The sequence below is a fragment of the uncultured Veillonella sp. genome, from assembly GCF_937981445.1.
Classification (GTDB): Bacteria; Bacillota; Negativicutes; order Veillonellales; family Veillonellaceae; genus Veillonella_A.
Genome location: NZ_CALJON010000008.1, coordinates 46,030 through 63,231, shown reverse-complemented (window position 1 = coordinate 63,231; position 17,202 = coordinate 46,030). Strand labels below are relative to the sequence as shown.

Annotated in this window: 17 protein-coding genes; all 17 read left to right on the top strand. The window is 39.0% G+C overall.

Translation table 11 applies throughout. From position 1 onward, the window contains the following. Positions 1–13: 13 nt before the first annotated feature. Positions 14–313 carry a BMC domain-containing protein gene (locus tag Q0376_RS01375; protein ID WP_298703242.1) on the top strand — a complete coding sequence of 100 codons (300 nt, stop codon included), beginning with the start codon at positions 14–16 and terminating at the stop codon, positions 311–313. A 9-nt stretch (positions 314–322) separates the two neighbouring features. Next, positions 323–610 (top strand): BMC domain-containing protein, encoded by a 288-nt coding sequence (locus tag Q0376_RS01370; RefSeq protein WP_298703240.1) that lies wholly within the window; start codon positions 323–325, stop codon positions 608–610. Between the two features lie 32 nt (positions 611–642). Then, entirely contained in the window at positions 643–2,229 is a 1,587-nt protein-coding gene (locus Q0376_RS01365; RefSeq protein ID WP_298703238.1) for an acetaldehyde dehydrogenase (acetylating), read from the top strand. 49 nt (positions 2,230–2,278) lie between these two features. After that, on the top strand, positions 2,279–4,828 hold the full coding sequence (gene cutC / locus Q0376_RS01360) for a choline trimethylamine-lyase (protein WP_298703236.1): 2,550 nt from the start codon (positions 2,279–2,281) through the stop codon (positions 4,826–4,828). Between the two features lie 38 nt (positions 4,829–4,866). Then, positions 4,867–5,886, top strand: coding sequence for a DMT family transporter (locus tag Q0376_RS01355; RefSeq protein ID WP_298703234.1), 1,020 nt, complete (start codon positions 4,867–4,869; stop codon positions 5,884–5,886). A 13-nt stretch (positions 5,887–5,899) separates the two neighbouring features. After that, entirely contained in the window at positions 5,900–6,187 is a 288-nt protein-coding gene (locus Q0376_RS01350; RefSeq protein ID WP_298703232.1) for a hypothetical protein, read from the top strand. A 33-nt stretch (positions 6,188–6,220) separates the two neighbouring features. Then, on the top strand, positions 6,221–7,174 hold the full coding sequence (cutD, locus tag Q0376_RS01345) for a choline TMA-lyase-activating enzyme (RefSeq protein WP_298703231.1): 954 nt from the start codon (positions 6,221–6,223) through the stop codon (positions 7,172–7,174). A gap of 21 nt (positions 7,175–7,195) precedes the next feature. Further along, positions 7,196–9,310: a DUF4037 domain-containing protein gene (locus Q0376_RS01340; protein WP_298703229.1), complete on the top strand. Its 2,115-nt coding sequence runs from the start codon at positions 7,196–7,198 to the stop codon at positions 9,308–9,310. Between the two features lie 10 nt (positions 9,311–9,320). Continuing rightward, positions 9,321–9,878: a DUF4125 family protein gene (locus tag Q0376_RS01335; protein ID WP_298703227.1), complete on the top strand. Its 558-nt coding sequence runs from the start codon at positions 9,321–9,323 to the stop codon at positions 9,876–9,878. An 11-nt stretch (positions 9,879–9,889) separates the two neighbouring features. Then, positions 9,890–10,240: a BMC domain-containing protein gene (locus tag Q0376_RS01330; RefSeq protein WP_298703225.1), complete on the top strand. Its 351-nt coding sequence runs from the start codon at positions 9,890–9,892 to the stop codon at positions 10,238–10,240. A 2-nt stretch (positions 10,241–10,242) separates the two neighbouring features. Next, positions 10,243–10,692 carry a EutP/PduV family microcompartment system protein gene (locus tag Q0376_RS01325; RefSeq protein ID WP_298703223.1) on the top strand — a complete coding sequence of 150 codons (450 nt, stop codon included), beginning with the start codon at positions 10,243–10,245 and terminating at the stop codon, positions 10,690–10,692. 17 nt (positions 10,693–10,709) lie between these two features. After that, on the top strand, positions 10,710–11,345 hold the full coding sequence (locus tag Q0376_RS01320; protein WP_298703222.1) for a hypothetical protein: 636 nt from the start codon (positions 10,710–10,712) through the stop codon (positions 11,343–11,345). Position 11,346: 1 nt separating this feature from the next. Continuing rightward, positions 11,347–11,667 carry a BMC domain-containing protein gene (locus tag Q0376_RS01315; protein WP_298703220.1) on the top strand — a complete coding sequence of 107 codons (321 nt, stop codon included), beginning with the start codon at positions 11,347–11,349 and terminating at the stop codon, positions 11,665–11,667. Positions 11,668–11,683: 16 nt separating this feature from the next. Then, the gene (locus Q0376_RS01310; protein ID WP_298703218.1) at positions 11,684–12,352 is read left to right on the top strand and encodes a cupin domain-containing protein; all 669 of its coding nucleotides are present in this window, start codon (positions 11,684–11,686) and stop codon (positions 12,350–12,352) included. Positions 12,353–12,381: 29 nt separating this feature from the next. Then, positions 12,382–13,887, top strand: coding sequence for an acetaldehyde dehydrogenase (acetylating) (locus Q0376_RS01305; protein WP_298703217.1), 1,506 nt, complete (start codon positions 12,382–12,384; stop codon positions 13,885–13,887). A 229-nt stretch (positions 13,888–14,116) separates the two neighbouring features. Then, the gene (gene eutM, locus Q0376_RS01300) at positions 14,117–14,401 is read left to right on the top strand and encodes an ethanolamine utilization microcompartment protein EutM (RefSeq protein WP_298703215.1); all 285 of its coding nucleotides are present in this window, start codon (positions 14,117–14,119) and stop codon (positions 14,399–14,401) included. A 158-nt stretch (positions 14,402–14,559) separates the two neighbouring features. Continuing rightward, a complete protein-coding gene (locus tag Q0376_RS01295; protein ID WP_298703213.1) occupies positions 14,560–17,034 on the top strand; it encodes a CehA/McbA family metallohydrolase in 2,475 nt (824 codons plus the stop codon). Positions 17,035–17,202 lie beyond the last annotated feature (168 nt).

Genomic DNA, 17,202 nt, shown 5'->3' with positions numbered 1-17,202 from the left:
AGGAGGAACAAATATGAAATACCAAGGTGATGCGCTTGGTTTAGTAGAAACTCGCGGTATGGTGCCAGCTATTGCAGCGGCTGATGTGATGTGTAAAGCAGCTGATGTGGAACTAATTTCCTATGAAAACGTTGGTTCTGGTTTAGTTACTGTTCTCGTGTGTGGCGATGTAGCGGCAGTGACCACAGCTGTTGAAGCTGGGGCAAGAGCGGCAGCAGCTTGCGGCGAGATGACTGCGAAAAATGTAATGCCAAGACCAATTGGCAAAATTAAACATATTGTAGACGCACATGAACTTGATGCGGATGAGTAGGAGGTTAGTATGCAGCACAATGCATTAGGTTTTATAGAAACATTTGGCCTTGTATCGGTCCTTGAAGCGGCTGATGCGATGTGTAAAGCAGCTGACGTAGAGTTAATCGGTTACGAAAACGTAGCGTCAGGTCTCATTTCCGTAATCATCAGTGGTGATGTAGGGGCTGTTCAATCAGCTGTTGAAGCTGGCGTAGCTCGTGCACAGGAAGTGGGCGAAGTGTATTGTCACTTAGTATTGCCTAACCCGCATCCAGATATAGTGAAAATTGCGAGAAAATATTCTTTTACACTGTAATAGGCAGTGAATAAGAAGAAGGGAGGTGCACTGTGATACGGATTGATACGGATTTGATGTCCACTCAAGAGGCGCGCATATTGATAGAAAATGCGCGGGAGGGCCAGAAAATCCTTAGTACTTATACGCAAGAGCGAATTGATAAAATCGTAGAAGGTATGGCTAAAGATGTAGCTTTACATGCTGAGGAGCTAGCTAAGTTAGCCGTTGAAGAAACGGGGTTTGGCGTAGTTCGCGACAAATGCGTTAAAAATCAATTTGCTTCGGAATTTTTGTATTCTTATATTAAAGACATGAAAACTATTGGTATTATCAATGAAGATCCTGTGGCTAAAACCATGGATGTGGGCGTACCAGTAGGTGTCATTGTGGCGTTGTTGCCATCCACAAATCCGACTTCCACAGCAATTTGCACAACTTTGATTGCTATTAAGTCAGGCAATGCGGTTGTATTTTCGCCACATCCAAAAGCTAAAAATTCAATCATTAAAACCTTAGATATTTTGATTGAATCAGCTAAACGAAATGGCGCACCAGAAGATATTATCTCTTATTTAACTGTTTTGTCTCCACAAGGGACAAAGGCATTAATGTCACATAAAGATACATCGCTTATTATTTCTAATACGGCTCGACAAATGGCTGATATAGCTCATTATGCTGGCAAACCAACTATTAATGGTGGTCCTAGCAATGGCCCTGCCTTTATTGAACGCAGTGCGGATGTAAAGCAGGCTATTCACGAAATAGTAAGTAGTAAGACCTTTGATAATGGTTTACTTTGCTCCTCAGAGCAATCGATTGTAGCGGAAGAGTGCATTGTTGACCAAGTTAAAGAAGAACTTAAACATAATGGGGCCTATTTTATGACCCAAGCAGAATCGGATATGCTAAGTCCTTTATTCTACACTGTAGATGGACGTCATAATCCGGCTATTGTAGGCCGTACTGCTTATGAAATTGCTCAAAAAGCAGGATTTACAGTGCCTAAAGAAACTACGGTACTCATTTCCGAACAACAATATGTATCAGAAACGAATCCATACTGTAGAGAAAAATTATGTCCAGTATTAGCCTTTTTTGTAGAAAAGAACTGGATGTTTGCTTGTGAAAAATGTATTGAACTTCTCATTACAGAAGGTAAGGGGCATACATTAGTTATTCACTCGCAAGATGAAGCAGTTATTAGAGAGTTTGCTTTGAAAAAACCAGTATCCCGCATGTTAGTTAACACCTCAGGTGCATTAGGGGGCATTGGTTTAACGACACATTTACCGCCAGCACTTATTTTAAGTACTGGTAGCGTAGGCGGTGGGTTTACATCGGATAACATTTCACCTATGAACTTAATCAATATTAGAAAAGTAGGTTATGGGGTACGTCAAATTGAAGAGGCCCTTGCGAATCCAGATTTATGTAGACCGATTCAAGCTAACAAAGCAGCGCATACAAATGCAGTAGATCATTCCTATGAGGGTCAGGGAAGCGTAGCTCAGCCTTCCACAGCACCTGCAGTGGAACAGCCAAAACGTTGTAAGTTAGGACATTCTCTCTTAGATGGTCAAGATTATAATCTTGAAGATGCATTACAGGTATTATTAAAAAATCTACAATCCTAAGTGTAGGTAAGGGTTACCATATATTAAATGGGTAAAGGAGGATTTATTCATGAACATTCAGGAATTTACTGATAAATTTTCTGAGGCTACGAAAAACCTATCCAAAGAAGAATCTATTGCATTATTGAAGTTATTCCAAAACTTATCTCAAGATATTAAAGCTAATGGTGGCAGCACTACAAGCTATAAAGATTATAAAGCACCTCAATTTGACGGTGAAATCAATGAACTTACACCACGTATGAAACGCCTTCGCGAAGCATACTTAAAAGTTCGTCCAAGTGTTAGCATTCATCGCGCCTTAGCATTTACTGAAGTAACTAAAGCTAATGTAGGCTTACCTAAAAAATTACTTCGCGCTAAATGTTTCCGCCGCGCTTGCGAAACAGCACCATTACTTATTCAACCAGATGAATTAATCGTAGGCCATCCAGGTGGTAAGCCACGTGCTGGTTCTGTATCTCCTGATATTGCATGGCGCTGGGTACGCGACGAACTTGACACTATGGCAACTCGTCCACAAGACCCATTCTTCATTAGCGAAGAAGATAAACGCATTTTACGTGAACAAGTATTCCCATTCTGGGAAAACCGCAGCTTGGATGAAATTTGTGAACAACAATATCGCGAAGCTGGCGTTTGGAGTATTTCCGGCGAAAGTGGCGTAAGTGATTTATCCTATCATCAAATCAATGGTGGTGGCGATACTTGCCCAGGCTATGACGTAGTTCTTGTTAAAAAAGGTATCAATGGCGTTAAAAAAGAAGCTGAAGAACATTTAGCTAAACTTTCCATGGAACGCCCTGAAGATATTGATAAAATTTACTTCTACAAAGCTTGTATCGAAACTTGTGAAGGTATCTTGACGTATGCCCGTCGTTTATCTGACTATGCACGTGAAATGGCTGGCTATGAATCTGATGCGCAACGCAAACAAGAGTTGATGAAGATTTCTGAAATCTTAACTCGCGTACCTGCTAACCCACCAGAAACATTCCATGAAGCATTACAATCCATTTGGACTGTAGAATCCTTGTTCATGGTAGAAGAAAACCAAACAGGTATTTCCTTAGGTCGTCTTGACCAATACATCTATCCAATGTTCAAAGCTGACATGGATGCTGGTCGTATGAACAAATTAGAAGCATTCGAATTGTTGAGCTGCTTCATTATTAAATGTTCCGAATTCATGTGGTTGTCTTCTGAAGGTGGTTCCACATACTTTGCTGGTTACCAACCATTCATCAACTGTACAATTGGTGGCCAATTACGTAAAGGCGGCGACGCTACTAATGATTTAACTTACTTAATCATGGATGCCGTACGTTTAACTCGTATGTATCAACCATCCTTAGCAGCACGTATTCACAACCGCTCACCACAAAAATATATGCAAAAAATCGTAGAAGTAGTTAAAGCCGGCTTAGGCTTCCCTGCTTGTCACTTCGATGATTGCCATATTAAGATGATGCTTGCTAAAGGCTTCAGCCTTGAAGATTCCCGTGACTACTGCTTAATGGGTTGCGTAGAACCTCAAAAATCAGGCCGTATTTACCAATGGACTTCCACGTCTTATACACAATGGCCAATTGCTATTGAATTCGTATTGAACCGTGGTGTAATGCAGCTTAATCAGCTTAAAGAAGGTATTGATACTGGTGATGTGGACTCCTTCAAAACATATGAAGAGTTTGAAGCCGCTGTTAAAGCTCAAATCGCTCATATCATTAAATTGTCCGCTATTGGTACAGTAGTAAGCCAACGTGTACACCGCGATGTAGCTCCAAAACCATTGATGTCCATCATGGTTGAAGGTTGTATGGAATCCGGTAAAGACGTTATGGAAGGCGGCGCTATGGTTAACAGTGGCCCTGGTATCGTATTCTCTGGCCTTGCAACGTATGCTGACTCCATGGCAGCTATTAAGAAATTAGTATTTGATGATCACAAATATAAATTATCTGAAATCCGCGATGCCCTCAATGCTAACTTTGAAGGGTACCAACAAATTCATACAGATTGTGTGAATGCACCTAAATATGGTAATGACAATCCATATGCAGATAATATTTGCCGTGATATTGTTAACTGGACTGAAGAAGAATGTCAAAAATACGACATGTTATACGCTAAGTTCAGTCATGGTACTTTATCCATCTCCAATAACACACCAATTGGTGCTTTAACTGCTGCATCTGCTAATGGCCGTAAAGCATGGACTCCATTATCTGATGGTATCAGCCCAACTCAAGGGGATGACAAATTAGGGCCAACAGCGATTATCAAATCTGTAAGTAAGATGGGTAACGAAGATATGACTATTGGTATGGTACATAACTTCAAGTTGTTAAAAGGTATTCTTGAAACTCCAGAAGGTGAAAATGGCTTAATCACATTACTTCGTACTGCTTCTATTTTAGGGAACGGGGAAATGCAGTTCAGCTATGTTGATAACGAAGTATTGAAGAAAGCCCAGGTTGAACCTGACAAATATCGTGATTTAATTATTCGCGTTGCTGGTTACAGTGCTTACTTCGTAGAACTTTGTAAGGAAGTACAAGACGAAATTATTAGTCGTACTATGTTAGATCATTTCTAAAATAGTGCCAGTAAGGTGACACGATAGGGGTGGAATTTTTGGAACAAACAATACAACAACGAGCGCTTGTCTTAAAAGCAAAGCAAGATTCGAAGTTTAATCAAATAGGCCTCTTTATAGGTATTGGTAGTGGTTTTTTATGGGGCTTAAATAATTTATTATTCTCCTTGGGATATGGTTTCATACCAGAAGGTACGATAACCAGTATGATGGGCGCTAGTGCAGCACTTTATGCAATACCACTCGCTTGTGCCGCTATTAACGACGTTTGCGCAGCTATTGCGGTTCTATTTTACAATATTGTAAATGGCATGGGACAAGAAGTGTGGCGTACGTTTAAAACTAAGCCAGGAATGATTGTATGTTTAGCTGCTTTATTGGGTGGTCCTATAGGGCAATCAACATACTTTATGGGTTCAGCGTTGGCCGGGCCGGCCTATGCACTGACCATCACCGCATTGTATCCAATATTGGGTTGTTTATTCTCTAGAATATTCTTAAAACAGCCAATCAATGCGCGCATGTGGGTCGGCATTTTCATGTCAGTAATTGGGGCAATTATCGTAAGTTATGCACCACCAGATGGGGATGCACCTAACTTTACATTAGGCCTTATTATGGCAGGTATTGCGGCATTTTGCTGGGGTACTGAAATTGTATTAGCCACATTTGGTATGTCCATGGTGGATCCTAATATTGCTATCACATTACGTGAAATTACATCAGGTACAGTATTATCCTTAATTGTTCTTCCCATTGTTGGTGGTTGGACTGCAGTACATGTAATTGCTGGTGAAACGTCAGCGATTACAGCACTTGCAGCAGCCGGTGCTGTTGGTGGGTTCTCCTACTTATTATGGTATAGTGCCAATAATAAAGTAGGCTGTGCAAAAGGTATGGCTATGAACTCTACATTTGTTGTATGGGGTGTATTACTCAACATTATCTTTGGTAATATTACTGAGATTACAACAAATATGGTAGTTGGTTGTATTAGTGTAACAATTGGTGTAATTTTAGTTTCTATGAATCCACTCGATTTTTTCAGAAAAAAATAGGAGGCACATAATTATGGCTCAAGTTTTGCCTTTACGATTTCGTTTGCTTCACTTTTTTTCTACTGTAGAAAAAGCGAATGTGGATCAAATGATGGAAGGCTTACGCGCTGAATATGGCACGGAAAGTCAATTTAAAAAGAGTAAGTTTAAAGATCATGCTTTATCTATGATGGCCAATGGCGTAATTGATGAAGCAGAACTCGGTATTACAGAAGATGGCGAGTTAGATGTATATTATTGTATTAGTGAAGAAGGTCGTAGGTTATTGAAAAAGTACTTACCTAAATCCTTCCGTCAATAATACTGATGTATTAAGCACAGTAGGGAGGGCGTTATGTCTGAACAGCTTTGTATAGAGCGTAAGGCACGAATCTTTAACGTCCAAAAGTACTCGATTTATGACGGCCCTGGCATACGGACGCTCATCTTTTTTAAAGGATGTCCGCTCCGTTGCCGGTGGTGTGCAAATCCAGAGGGATTGGAACGTAAATATCAAGTGATGTTTCAAGATAATTTATGTACACGCTGTGGTCATTGCGTTCCAGTTTGCCCTATGGATATTCACTCCTTAGTGCAAAATGGTGACAAGATTGATCATATTGTTAATCGTGAAACCAACTGCGTCGGTTGTCGTAAGTGCGAAAGTGTATGTCCGCGAAAGGCGATACATATTGTAGGACAGGATAAAACAGTAACTGAACTGGTTGATACAGTGCAGGAAGACTCCTTGTTTTATCTTAGCTCCGGTGGCGGCGTAACTCTTGGTGGTGGCGAAGTATCTACACAACCAGAAGCGGCTACCGATATCTTGCGTGAGTGTCAAGCCTTGGGCATCCACACGGCTATTGAAACTTGTGGCTATGCAAAATTAGAAAATCTCTTAATGATGGCAGAACATCTTGATTTGTTCTTGTTTGATATTAAACAGATTGATTCTGATCGACATGCAGAACTGACAGGCGTTCGTAATGAGCTGATTTTAACCAATATTCAAGAAATCTTGAAGCGTGGTTACAATGTAAAAGTTCGTATGCCGTTAATTCGTGGCCTCAATAGTCAAGATGAAACAATTCGAAAGACAATGGAGTTTTTATTACCATATAAAGACTTACCAAACTTCAAAGGAATAGATATTTTACCATATCATAAATTAGGTGTTAATAAATACGCACAATTAGATAAGGAATATACTATTAAAGAAGATTTGTCTTTCAAAGCAGAAGAGCTAGATCATATTGAAGCGATTGTAAAAGAATATGATATGGATGTAAAAGTTGTTAAACACTAGCATTTAGAAAGAGGTTTTCCAATGGATCGATTAAATCAATTGCTAACAGAAATAGATAACCTCGGTCGACAAGGACGGGATGTGGAAATGCTGCCCTTGTTTGAAGATGCCATTCATGAAACGCGCAGTCGCAATGACAATGGTTTATTAGCTCGCATTCTTAATGACTATGGTGGGGTCTTACGCAACACTGGTCGCTATGCACAGGCCAAAGACGTTTTGGATGAAGCAAAATCATTAGTTGCGAGTACGAGTGGTGTTAAAAGCCAAGCCTATGTAACTACCTTACTTAATGCAGGCACAAATGCGCTTGATTCTAAGCATTTTGATGAAGCTGAGAAAGAATTTACTACAGCTCTTGATATTGCAAGACAATTAAACATTCGCAATATTGTATATGTGTCCTTATGCAATAATCTAGGTAATTTACATTTGCAACGCAGAGAATATGATAAAGCCTATACGTATCAAAAAGAAGCGTTAGGCCTACTTAGAACACAGGAAAAAAGTCGAGTCAAATTGGCCATTTCTTGTAGTAATTTTGCAGAGACTTGTAGACTCATGGGTAAAACTGATGAGTATCAAGCCTTGATGAATGAGTCCGTGGACTTACTCTCTCAGGCTGTAGGGGAACAGCATCCTCTATATGCTACAGTAGTTAATAATATTGCTACTATGTTCTACAATGAGGGGCAGTATGAAAAAGCCTGCTCCTTAATGGAAGAGGTGCTCCCCATTATGGAGCGAACTTATGGTACAGAGAGTAAGGGCTATCGGTTATTAACTCAAAACCTAAACATAGTAAAAGATAAATTAAATCAATCAGGCCGTTCTAGTGTTTCCACTAGTCCTGCCTCAAGTATTGGCTCTAACGCAAGTTCAAGCGTTACTAACTTAAATGAAAGTGTTACGAGCCAAACTTCGAGTGGTATTAGTAATTTTGCTACGCAGGGTAATATCGATAAGGCTCAGCCATCGGTATCGAATCAAAGCAATGAGTTTGATTTTGCTGATGTAGGTTCTTTAGAGGAATTACTAGCGAAAGCAAGCGCTGCTCTCATGGGCGAGTCAAGTAGTGCCCAGCGTACAAGTGGTGCAACGAATCGGGGCTCTGTAGCAGGTATTGCACCGAGCACAGGGACGGTTCAGATTAGAACTGCTGATTCGAGTACTGAGACTGCTACGAGCACAGGCATTGTACGGAACACGGGGGCATTAGATGAGGCTTTTTTAACAAAACAATATTGGCCAGGTTCAGGCATGGGCTTAGCACACAGTTTGTTAAAAGAGGAAGTATATCCTATCTTAAAACAATCCTTCCCAGAATTACTTGCGCGGATGGCGGCCGGTTTAGTGGGTAAAGGATCGGAATGCTTAGGCTATGATGATGAATTTTCAAAGGACCATGATTTTGAAAGCAAAGTACTCTTATTTATGAGTGCTGCCGATTATGAGGCACATCATAGGGAATTAGAAGAAGCCTTAAAAGGAATTACTAAAGGACATGCTTATGTAGTGCCGACTCAAGATTTCTATCAAAAATATACGAGTACAAGTCAGGGGCCTAAGACTTTGGCAGAATGGCGAGCGATTCCAGAAGATTTCTTGGCAACGGCTACATCAGGTGAAATTTTCTTTGATAATTTAGGTGAGTTTACTCAAATTAGGCAATATTTATTAGACTATTATCCACGAGATTTATGGTTAAAATACTTAGCTTTTGAATGTATTAAGCTCGCACAGGCTGGGCAATATAATTTCCCGCGTTGTTTGAAGCGCAATGAAATTGTAGCCGCTAATTTAGCCTTAAGCGAAGCGATGAATCATGCAATGGCTATCGTATATATTTTGAATAAAACCTATATGCCATTTTACAAATGGCGTCATAGAAAGCTTCAATCCTTGCCTATTTTAGGGGCGGAGATTGGACAAATTATTGAATCAATGGTAAAAACAGGCACCATTGATGCGGACAATACAAATCGTATTGAACGTATTTGTGAATATATTATCGATCGACTTCGTGAAATTGGCTTAAGTCAGTCGAAGGACAGTTTCTTATTAGCTCATGGGTATGAAATTTTTAAACAAATTTCCGAACCTAGCTTACTAAAAGAAAGTCCTTGGTCTAGATAGAGAGGTACATATGCAGGTTATTGATAAAATTGCTAATTATGAATGGGATATGTTGCTCGCTACGCGCAGTGACCAAAAACATTTAGAATGCAAAAACAATAAATACATGTTTCTCCTTATGCGGCGAAGCCAATGGAATGTATATCCGCTCCATATTCAAGCCTCCTATTTGAGAGACATCCATAAGGCTATAGCGGAACGGCGTAATCTTATGATTGAAAAATATGGCTATATGATGGAAGATACAGATTCATTGGTATATGAACGCATTAAGGGAGAATTACCTGCTAAAAGTCCAGAAAAAGTAGCCTTAGTTCAGGACCTTATGGCTTATCATAGGGCTTGGTATGATGAGGCGAAGGAGATAGTACCTAAAACAGTTACCTTTGGACGGTCCATAAGTGCTGATGGCAGTAGGGATACCGCCATTGATACGTATTTAAAAGGTGAGTTTTACACATATAGTATAGATACATTGACGCGCTTAGTAGCCTATGCTAAGGATATGAAAGAGGCGCAGGTGAATCTAATTGTGGAAACTTATAAGCAGTATGTGGCATTACAGTAGTGAGGTATATAATGGATGGATTAGAAACAAATAAACAACGAATTATACAAGAGTTGGTTCCAGGAAAACAAGTCACTATGGCCCATATTATTGCGTCACCAGATGAAGAAGTGTATCAACGGATTGGCGTCGACCCAGTGGGCGCCATAGGGGTGTTAACCATATCGCCTGCTGAAGGTGCTATTATTGCTGGCGATATAGCACGTAAGTCCGCCAATGTGCACTTAGGATTTTTAGACCGATTCACCGGTTCATTAGTTATTACAGGTGATGTATCCAGTGTAGAAACTTCAGTACATGCAATTAATGATACTTTGCATACGCTATTGGGTTTTACACCGGCTACGGTGACAAAGGCGTAGCGATGAGACTTAAAATTATAATCATAGGGCCTCGTCAGTCTGGTAAGACAACCTTGGCTCATGTCATTGAAGAAAACGAGGCGCCTTTAAAAGCTACCTCAGATATTCGCTACGGTGAGTACACGATGGATATGCCCAGTGGCTATTTAGAAAGCCCCTGGATGTATGACTGTTTAATTGCATCAAATCAAGATGCCAGTGTGGTATTTTTCTTGATTGATCCCTTAAAAGACAAGCAGGAATATCCACCATCGTTCTCGAAATCTTTTCATGGGAGGCTTTGCGGCATTATTACTAAATGTGATCTTGCTAGTGAAGCACAAATTCAAAACGCCTATGATGCATTGCGCTGGATTGGGATTACAAGTCCTATTATTGAATGGTCGAGCGTAACTGAAGAGGGCAAAGATAATATATTAGCCTATAAAGAGTTTTGTAAGCTTCTATATTAATACATGGGAGCCAATGTATGAAATTTATTACAGAAGATACGTTGCGGTGGCAATATCGGCAAGAGCCGTTTACGTCATTTCACGTACAAAAAGATACGCGCCTGACACCAGAAGCTTATCAGTTTTTAGTAGATCGTCGGATTGTAGTCCACTACGAAGACCCTAAGTTTCAACGAGTGCAAGGCAACAATAAAATACAGGCCGCAGGAGCCGGTAAGGTTGGCGCTAGTGAATCAGTGGCTGTACCAGCTATTGGGAGTTCATTAGAATGGGCCTTAGCTTATCTCTTTGTGGCACAAACAATGGCCGCTACCATGTGTAATCGAAGCTTTAGTAAGGCCTTAGGCTCTATAGCAGAACAGTTAGGGGCGGTAAAAAAAGCAGCACTAGAACAAACTGATATAAGCTTAGCCTTATTAGAAGGGATTCCTGAAGGAAGTGTAGATACTGATTTTTCGATTCATCATATATCAGTTGAAGCACCCTATGCAGTAGCGGCGGGACAGTTAAATTTAGTACGCGTTAGTTGTATTGACCTAGTGGAACAATTAAGCACTGCCAGCGGCAGTAGTATAGCAATGAATTATAAAAAAGTCATTGAAGCTTGTATTGTACAGCTGGAGCAGTTGATTAAGAGTTTAGCGGGGGAATGATATGGACTACAGAATTATAAAAGCACCTACGGCAGGGGTCAGCTCCATTTTGCAGCGCCGTATTGATATGTCAGCAAAGCTTGATGTGAAGTCCTTTGAAGCCATTGGACTTATGCAAGGTAAGCTCTGTGATATGGTATTTGCTGCTGATATTGCTGAAAAAGCTTCTGGCGTTACCGTAGTAGATGTACGAGGTAATTGTCCTCAAAATTTAGTTATGATTGCTGTATTTGGTGATACGGCCAGTGTGGAAACAGCAATGAAAAAAATAAGCGAAGAAATTGAGCATCAGAAGGTTATTTTTAGAGCCAATCCAAAGTAAAAGGTGGTGAGACGTGTTGAAGAAACTGATTACAGTGTCTGATGTGGAAAGCGCATTGTCAAAACAGCAAGTGACTATTGCTATTGATGATAATACACTAATCACACCAGCTGCAAAGGATTTAGCAAAAGCTAAAGACATTACTTTTATTGAACAAATTTCTTTAGAACCTACTAAGCCTTGTGCTAAAACAGAAGTTGTAGGGGCCATAGGTGGGGCTGTAGGAGTTCCGTCTACAGGCAATCAAGTGCTTGACTTATTGCAATCTATTTTAGTCAACAAGGTGGGTGGTTCAGTAGCGTCTGATGGATTAGTTAGGGATAAAGATGCATCAGGCTTACAAATTGTTCGCGCACAAGATGTGGACTTTGATGAATTTGATACAGGGGTACCGGGTGCCAATGTACAGTACAAAGAATTAATCGGATATAGTGATTCGCCTAATATTAGTGCTGGTCTATTAAAAATTGTAGGGTCAAAATTTCCTTGGAAATTGCTTTACGATGAAATAGACATCGTTCTTGAAGGTGAATTAAATATAACCATTAATGGAGTTAAACGCACCGCAAAAGCAGGCGACGTTTTATACGTGCCAAAGAACTCTGACGTTATTTGGGGCGCAGATGAATATGCAAAAGTATTTTATGTAACTTACCCAGCTAACTGGGCAGAAACTATGGCATAATTAGGTATGGGAAAGGAGGATGTAGAACATTGGAAACTATTTTCGATAAAGATCTACAATCCATACAAGAAGCTCGCTGCTGTGCACGTCGAGCAAAAAAAGCACAACAAGAATTTGCGAATTTTACAGATGAACAAGTGGACCGTATTTTACAAAATATGGTGCGCGTAGCTGAAGAAAATGCTGAGCGTTTAGCTCGCATGGCTGTGGAAGAAACAGGCTTTGGTAAAGTTGTCGACAAAATTACTAAAAATAAATTAGCGTCCACTATTTTATATCGCGATATTAAAGATATGAAAGTAAGTGGTATCATCAACAATGATACAGCTAAACGAGTTGTTGAAATTGGTGTTCCTGTAGGCTTACTATTTGGTATCATCCCTTCAACAAACCCTACATCTACAGTAATTTACAAATCCATTATTGCGTTAAAAGCAAGAAATGGCATTGTATTCTCCCCACATCCATCAGCTAAAAATGCAACTGGTGAAGCGGCTCGTTTAATGGCAGAAGCTGCTGAAATGGCAGGGGCTCCAAAAGATATTATTACTTGGGTGACTATGCCTTCTATGGCAGCAACTAAAGAACTTCTTCATGCTCCAGAAGTTAATATGATTATTGCTACTGGCGGTGAAGCCATGGTTCGCGCTGCCTATAGCTCTGGTAAACCAGCATTAGGCGTTGGTCCTGGTAATGGCCCTTGCTTCATCGAACGCACGGCAGACATTCCAAATGCTGTACGTCGTATTATTGCAAGTAAAACATTCGACTATGGTACTGTTTGTGCATCAGAACAAAGCATCGTAGTAGAAGAATGCATTAAAGATCAAGTAGAAGCTGAATTTACTCGTCAAGGTTGCTACTTCATGAGTGAAGAAGAAACTAAGAAAATTTGTAAAATCCTCTTCAAAAAAGGCTTTGCTATGAATGCACAGTTCGTTGGCCGTGCACCACAAGTATTAGCTGATGCGGCAGGCATTACAATTCCAGCCGGTACTAAGATTTTAATTGGTAAACAAACTGGCGTTGGTAAAGACAGCCCATTATCTTATGAAAAATTAACTACTGTTCTTGGCTACTATGTAGTAAAAGATTGGCATGAAGGTTGTGAACTTTGTATCGAAATTCTAAACAATTGTGGTACTGGTCATACGATGACACTTCATACTAGCAATCCTGAAATTGCTATGGCCTTCTCCATCAAACCTGTTAACCGTATTCTTGTAAATACATCTGGTTCTCAAGGTGGTACAGGGGCATGCACAGGCTTATTACCAGCCTTTACTTTAGGTTGTGGTACACAAGGTGGCAGTGCTACTTCTGATAATGTGTCCCCACTTAATTTAATCAATATTAAACGCGTAGCCTATGGTTTAGAAGAATGCTACCCAACAGATGAAGTACCAGGCGTGGGTTGTGGTTGCGGTTGCAATACAGCAGCACAGGGCACTAACAGCGCAGCAGGATCAGTTACTACTGATGAAAGCTTGCGCAATGCAGTTGCTGAAGTACTTGCATTCTTGCAAAAACAATAAAACTTTTATTATAGAGGTCATAGGCCCTATAACGCGCCCTGTGCGGCGCACTAGTAAGATGTAGTTTTATAGAGTACGCACCTATAAAAGGCAGATAAAATTAATACTCTTTAGTTAAGTCAGAAAGTTGGTTTGTAGGTAGGATTAGGTGCAATTTTTATACATTTGATTACTATGTATTTTTACATTTAGTTTTGTGTCATTAAGAACATAATTGGAGGTATTCATTATGAAAAACGAAGCATTAGGTTTAGTGGAAACAAAAGGTTTAGTAGGTTCTATCGAAGCAGCTGACGCAATGGTAAAAGCAGCTAATGTATATTTAATTGGTAAAGAAACTATCGGCGGTGGTTTCGTAACAGTTATGGTTCGTGGTGATGTAGGGGCTGTTAAAGCGGCTACTGATGCAGGCGCAGCTGCAGCACAACGTGTTGGTGAATTAGTATCCGTACACGTAATTCCTCGTCCTCATTCTGACGTGGAACTTATCCTTCCTCAAGTAGACAACAAATAATCTGCCTAGCAAACTGCTGCAAACCTGCTTGAATTGAATAAATAGCGAAAAAGGGCTTTGCGATGCATATCGTAGAGCCCTTTTTATATAACTTTATATGAATTAGAAGCACTGTTTTTATCTAATGTGGTACACATATATTTAAAGGGAGTTATATGATGTATAAAAAAAATACTAAACGAACAATGATACTATTGGCTACATTTGCTTGTTTATCATTACCTTATGTAAATGGGGCAGAGCCGGTAGAGGTAGCAAAAGGAGTTTATGTACAAGAAGGGGCAACTCCTATAGAAAACGGCATGGCAAATCATAAAGATGATTTTACAGTTATTAATAATAAAATAGCTGTTTCTTTTGCAGCTGGCTCTAATAATTATTGGAATATGACAAAAGGAAGTATCTTAGATATAGCCTTAGTTGATAAGTCAGGAGACGTTGGTATTGATTTAATAAATGATATAGAGTTTTTGAATAATATGTGGTCTGCATCTGCTAGTTATGATGGAAAAGATTTATTACATCCAGATAGAGACCAGATAACATATCGCAAAGATGGGGATAATGTTATAGTTCAAGCGGATACACAATATTATGTTGATGGACATGATAAGCCGCTCGATGTAAAAATAGAGTATACGATTAAACCTGATAGTAATTATATTCCAGTAAAAACTACCGTTACTAATACAGGTAATGATGATTATAAGGATATGTATTCGGGCTATTCAATTAGTACATTAGCTGATAGCATGTATGGTCCATTTGGATATTATCCAGATAAAAAAATTACTGGAATTCGTATGGGTTCGGATTTAAGGATTAACGAAGAGTTAGGCAATTACATTGTAAGTTATGGAAAAAACTATGCAATTTCAGTTCAGCAAGACGGTGCTGATGCTTATAAAGGTTCATCGGGGTATAAGGACTTATATACATTGAGAGATATTAAAGCAAAAGAGTCCTATATTTATACTGGGGAAATTCTTGTTAATAACAGTGGAAGTACAACACCTATCTTAGCGCGGTATTTGCAGAAAAATAAAGAGATTCAATCTATTAATGTAAAAGGACAGGTTATTGATAAATTAGGTAAACCTGTGCCAGGGGCTTATGTTATTATTTCAAAAGAAGGAGCCTATGTAAGAACTCCTAAAGCTGATGAAACTTTGAATTCAGATGTAGTGATAAGTCATAAGCAGCCTTTAGCATGGCATGTGACTAATGAAGCTGGTGAATATGAATTTTTATTGCCTACAGGGTCTTATGAAATACATGCTGAGGCAGCAGGGATGACACCATCACAGCCGATTAGTATTAGTAAAGATGATAAGAAGTTAGCTGATGCGAAACTAATGTTAAATGAAGGTGCTCAGATATATATTAGACCAGTTGATGAAAAAGGGAATTCTATACCTGCACGTATAACATTTCCGGAGGCTACAATGGGGGTTAAGACAATTGGAAGTACTGTTTATTTTACAAATCCATATGATAATGTAGCTAATTTTACGTTCCAAGCAATTGATGGTAATACAGTTATAGAGATTGATTATGGAAAGGATTTTTTTGCACGCACTGCAAAACTAGAGATTCCTTTAAAAGCGGGAAAGACATATGATTCTCAAGTTGTTATTCCAACTTTAATAGATATTAACTCTAAACATTGGTACTCTGTAGATAATCATCAACATTCTAATATTGGTGATGGGGCGACTACACCACAAGCATTATTTGATGCTCAAGTAGCTGCTAAATTAGATCTGCATGTTATATCAGATCATGACTCTATTAATAATAATAAAGAAATGTTTGAGATTACTAATAAGGCTGGACATAAGTTTTTATCTAGCTTAGAAGTGTCCCCTGGATGGGGGCATTGGGGAATTTTAAATGTGCCCTATGAAGGGATTGAAGGAACTCCTATAGCTCCGACATCTACACCTAAAGAAATCAATGATTTAGCTCATAAAATGGGGGCTACAGTAGTTTTAAATCATCCGTATACAGACTATGGTTTCTATTTGAACCGTCCAGGAGTTTTAGGTGGACAAGAGGAAGGTGCTGATGATTATGATTTAGTGGAGCTACAAAAAACAATTAATTTATATGGCAATAATAATGATAAAAATTGGGATAAACGGACATTAGATGAAGTCATGACCAAATTTTGGAATCAGGGGATAAAAAAATATTTATCTGCCGGTTCTGATCAACATGATGTAACATCTACTTTATACCCTGGGATTATTAGAATGATTGCGTATGTACCAGGAGAGTTTAATCATGAGAGTTATCTAGCGGCGTTAAAAGATGGACATGCTTATATGTCTATGGGACCAATTATTTTCCCTGATAAAGATAATTTATTTGGTGAAACTATATGGGGTTATAAAGGCGAAGCTATCAATTTAGGATTTGACATTCATTCAGTTAATGGCATTGCTTTAGTTAATGTAATTAAAAATGGGGAAATAGTTAAATCGGTGAATCTTGATACAAAAGATATATTTACATATCGCTTAGAGTGGAAAGATGAACTTGAAAAAAATGGTTGGTACAATATTGTAGTTGTTGATACTAATAATAATTATGCAGTTACAAACCCAATATGGGTTAATATTAATAATTAATTAAAACTATATATTTAAATCTTACCTAATATAATTAAAAGGGTGTAATAATTGAATGTGTATGAAGTTGTTACACCCTTTCATGTTTTAATTGGGGATGATTTTCTTAACCTATAAGTTTAAAACAAGCGAACTTGCAACTGTTTTTATGGGGCGATAAAACTCTTA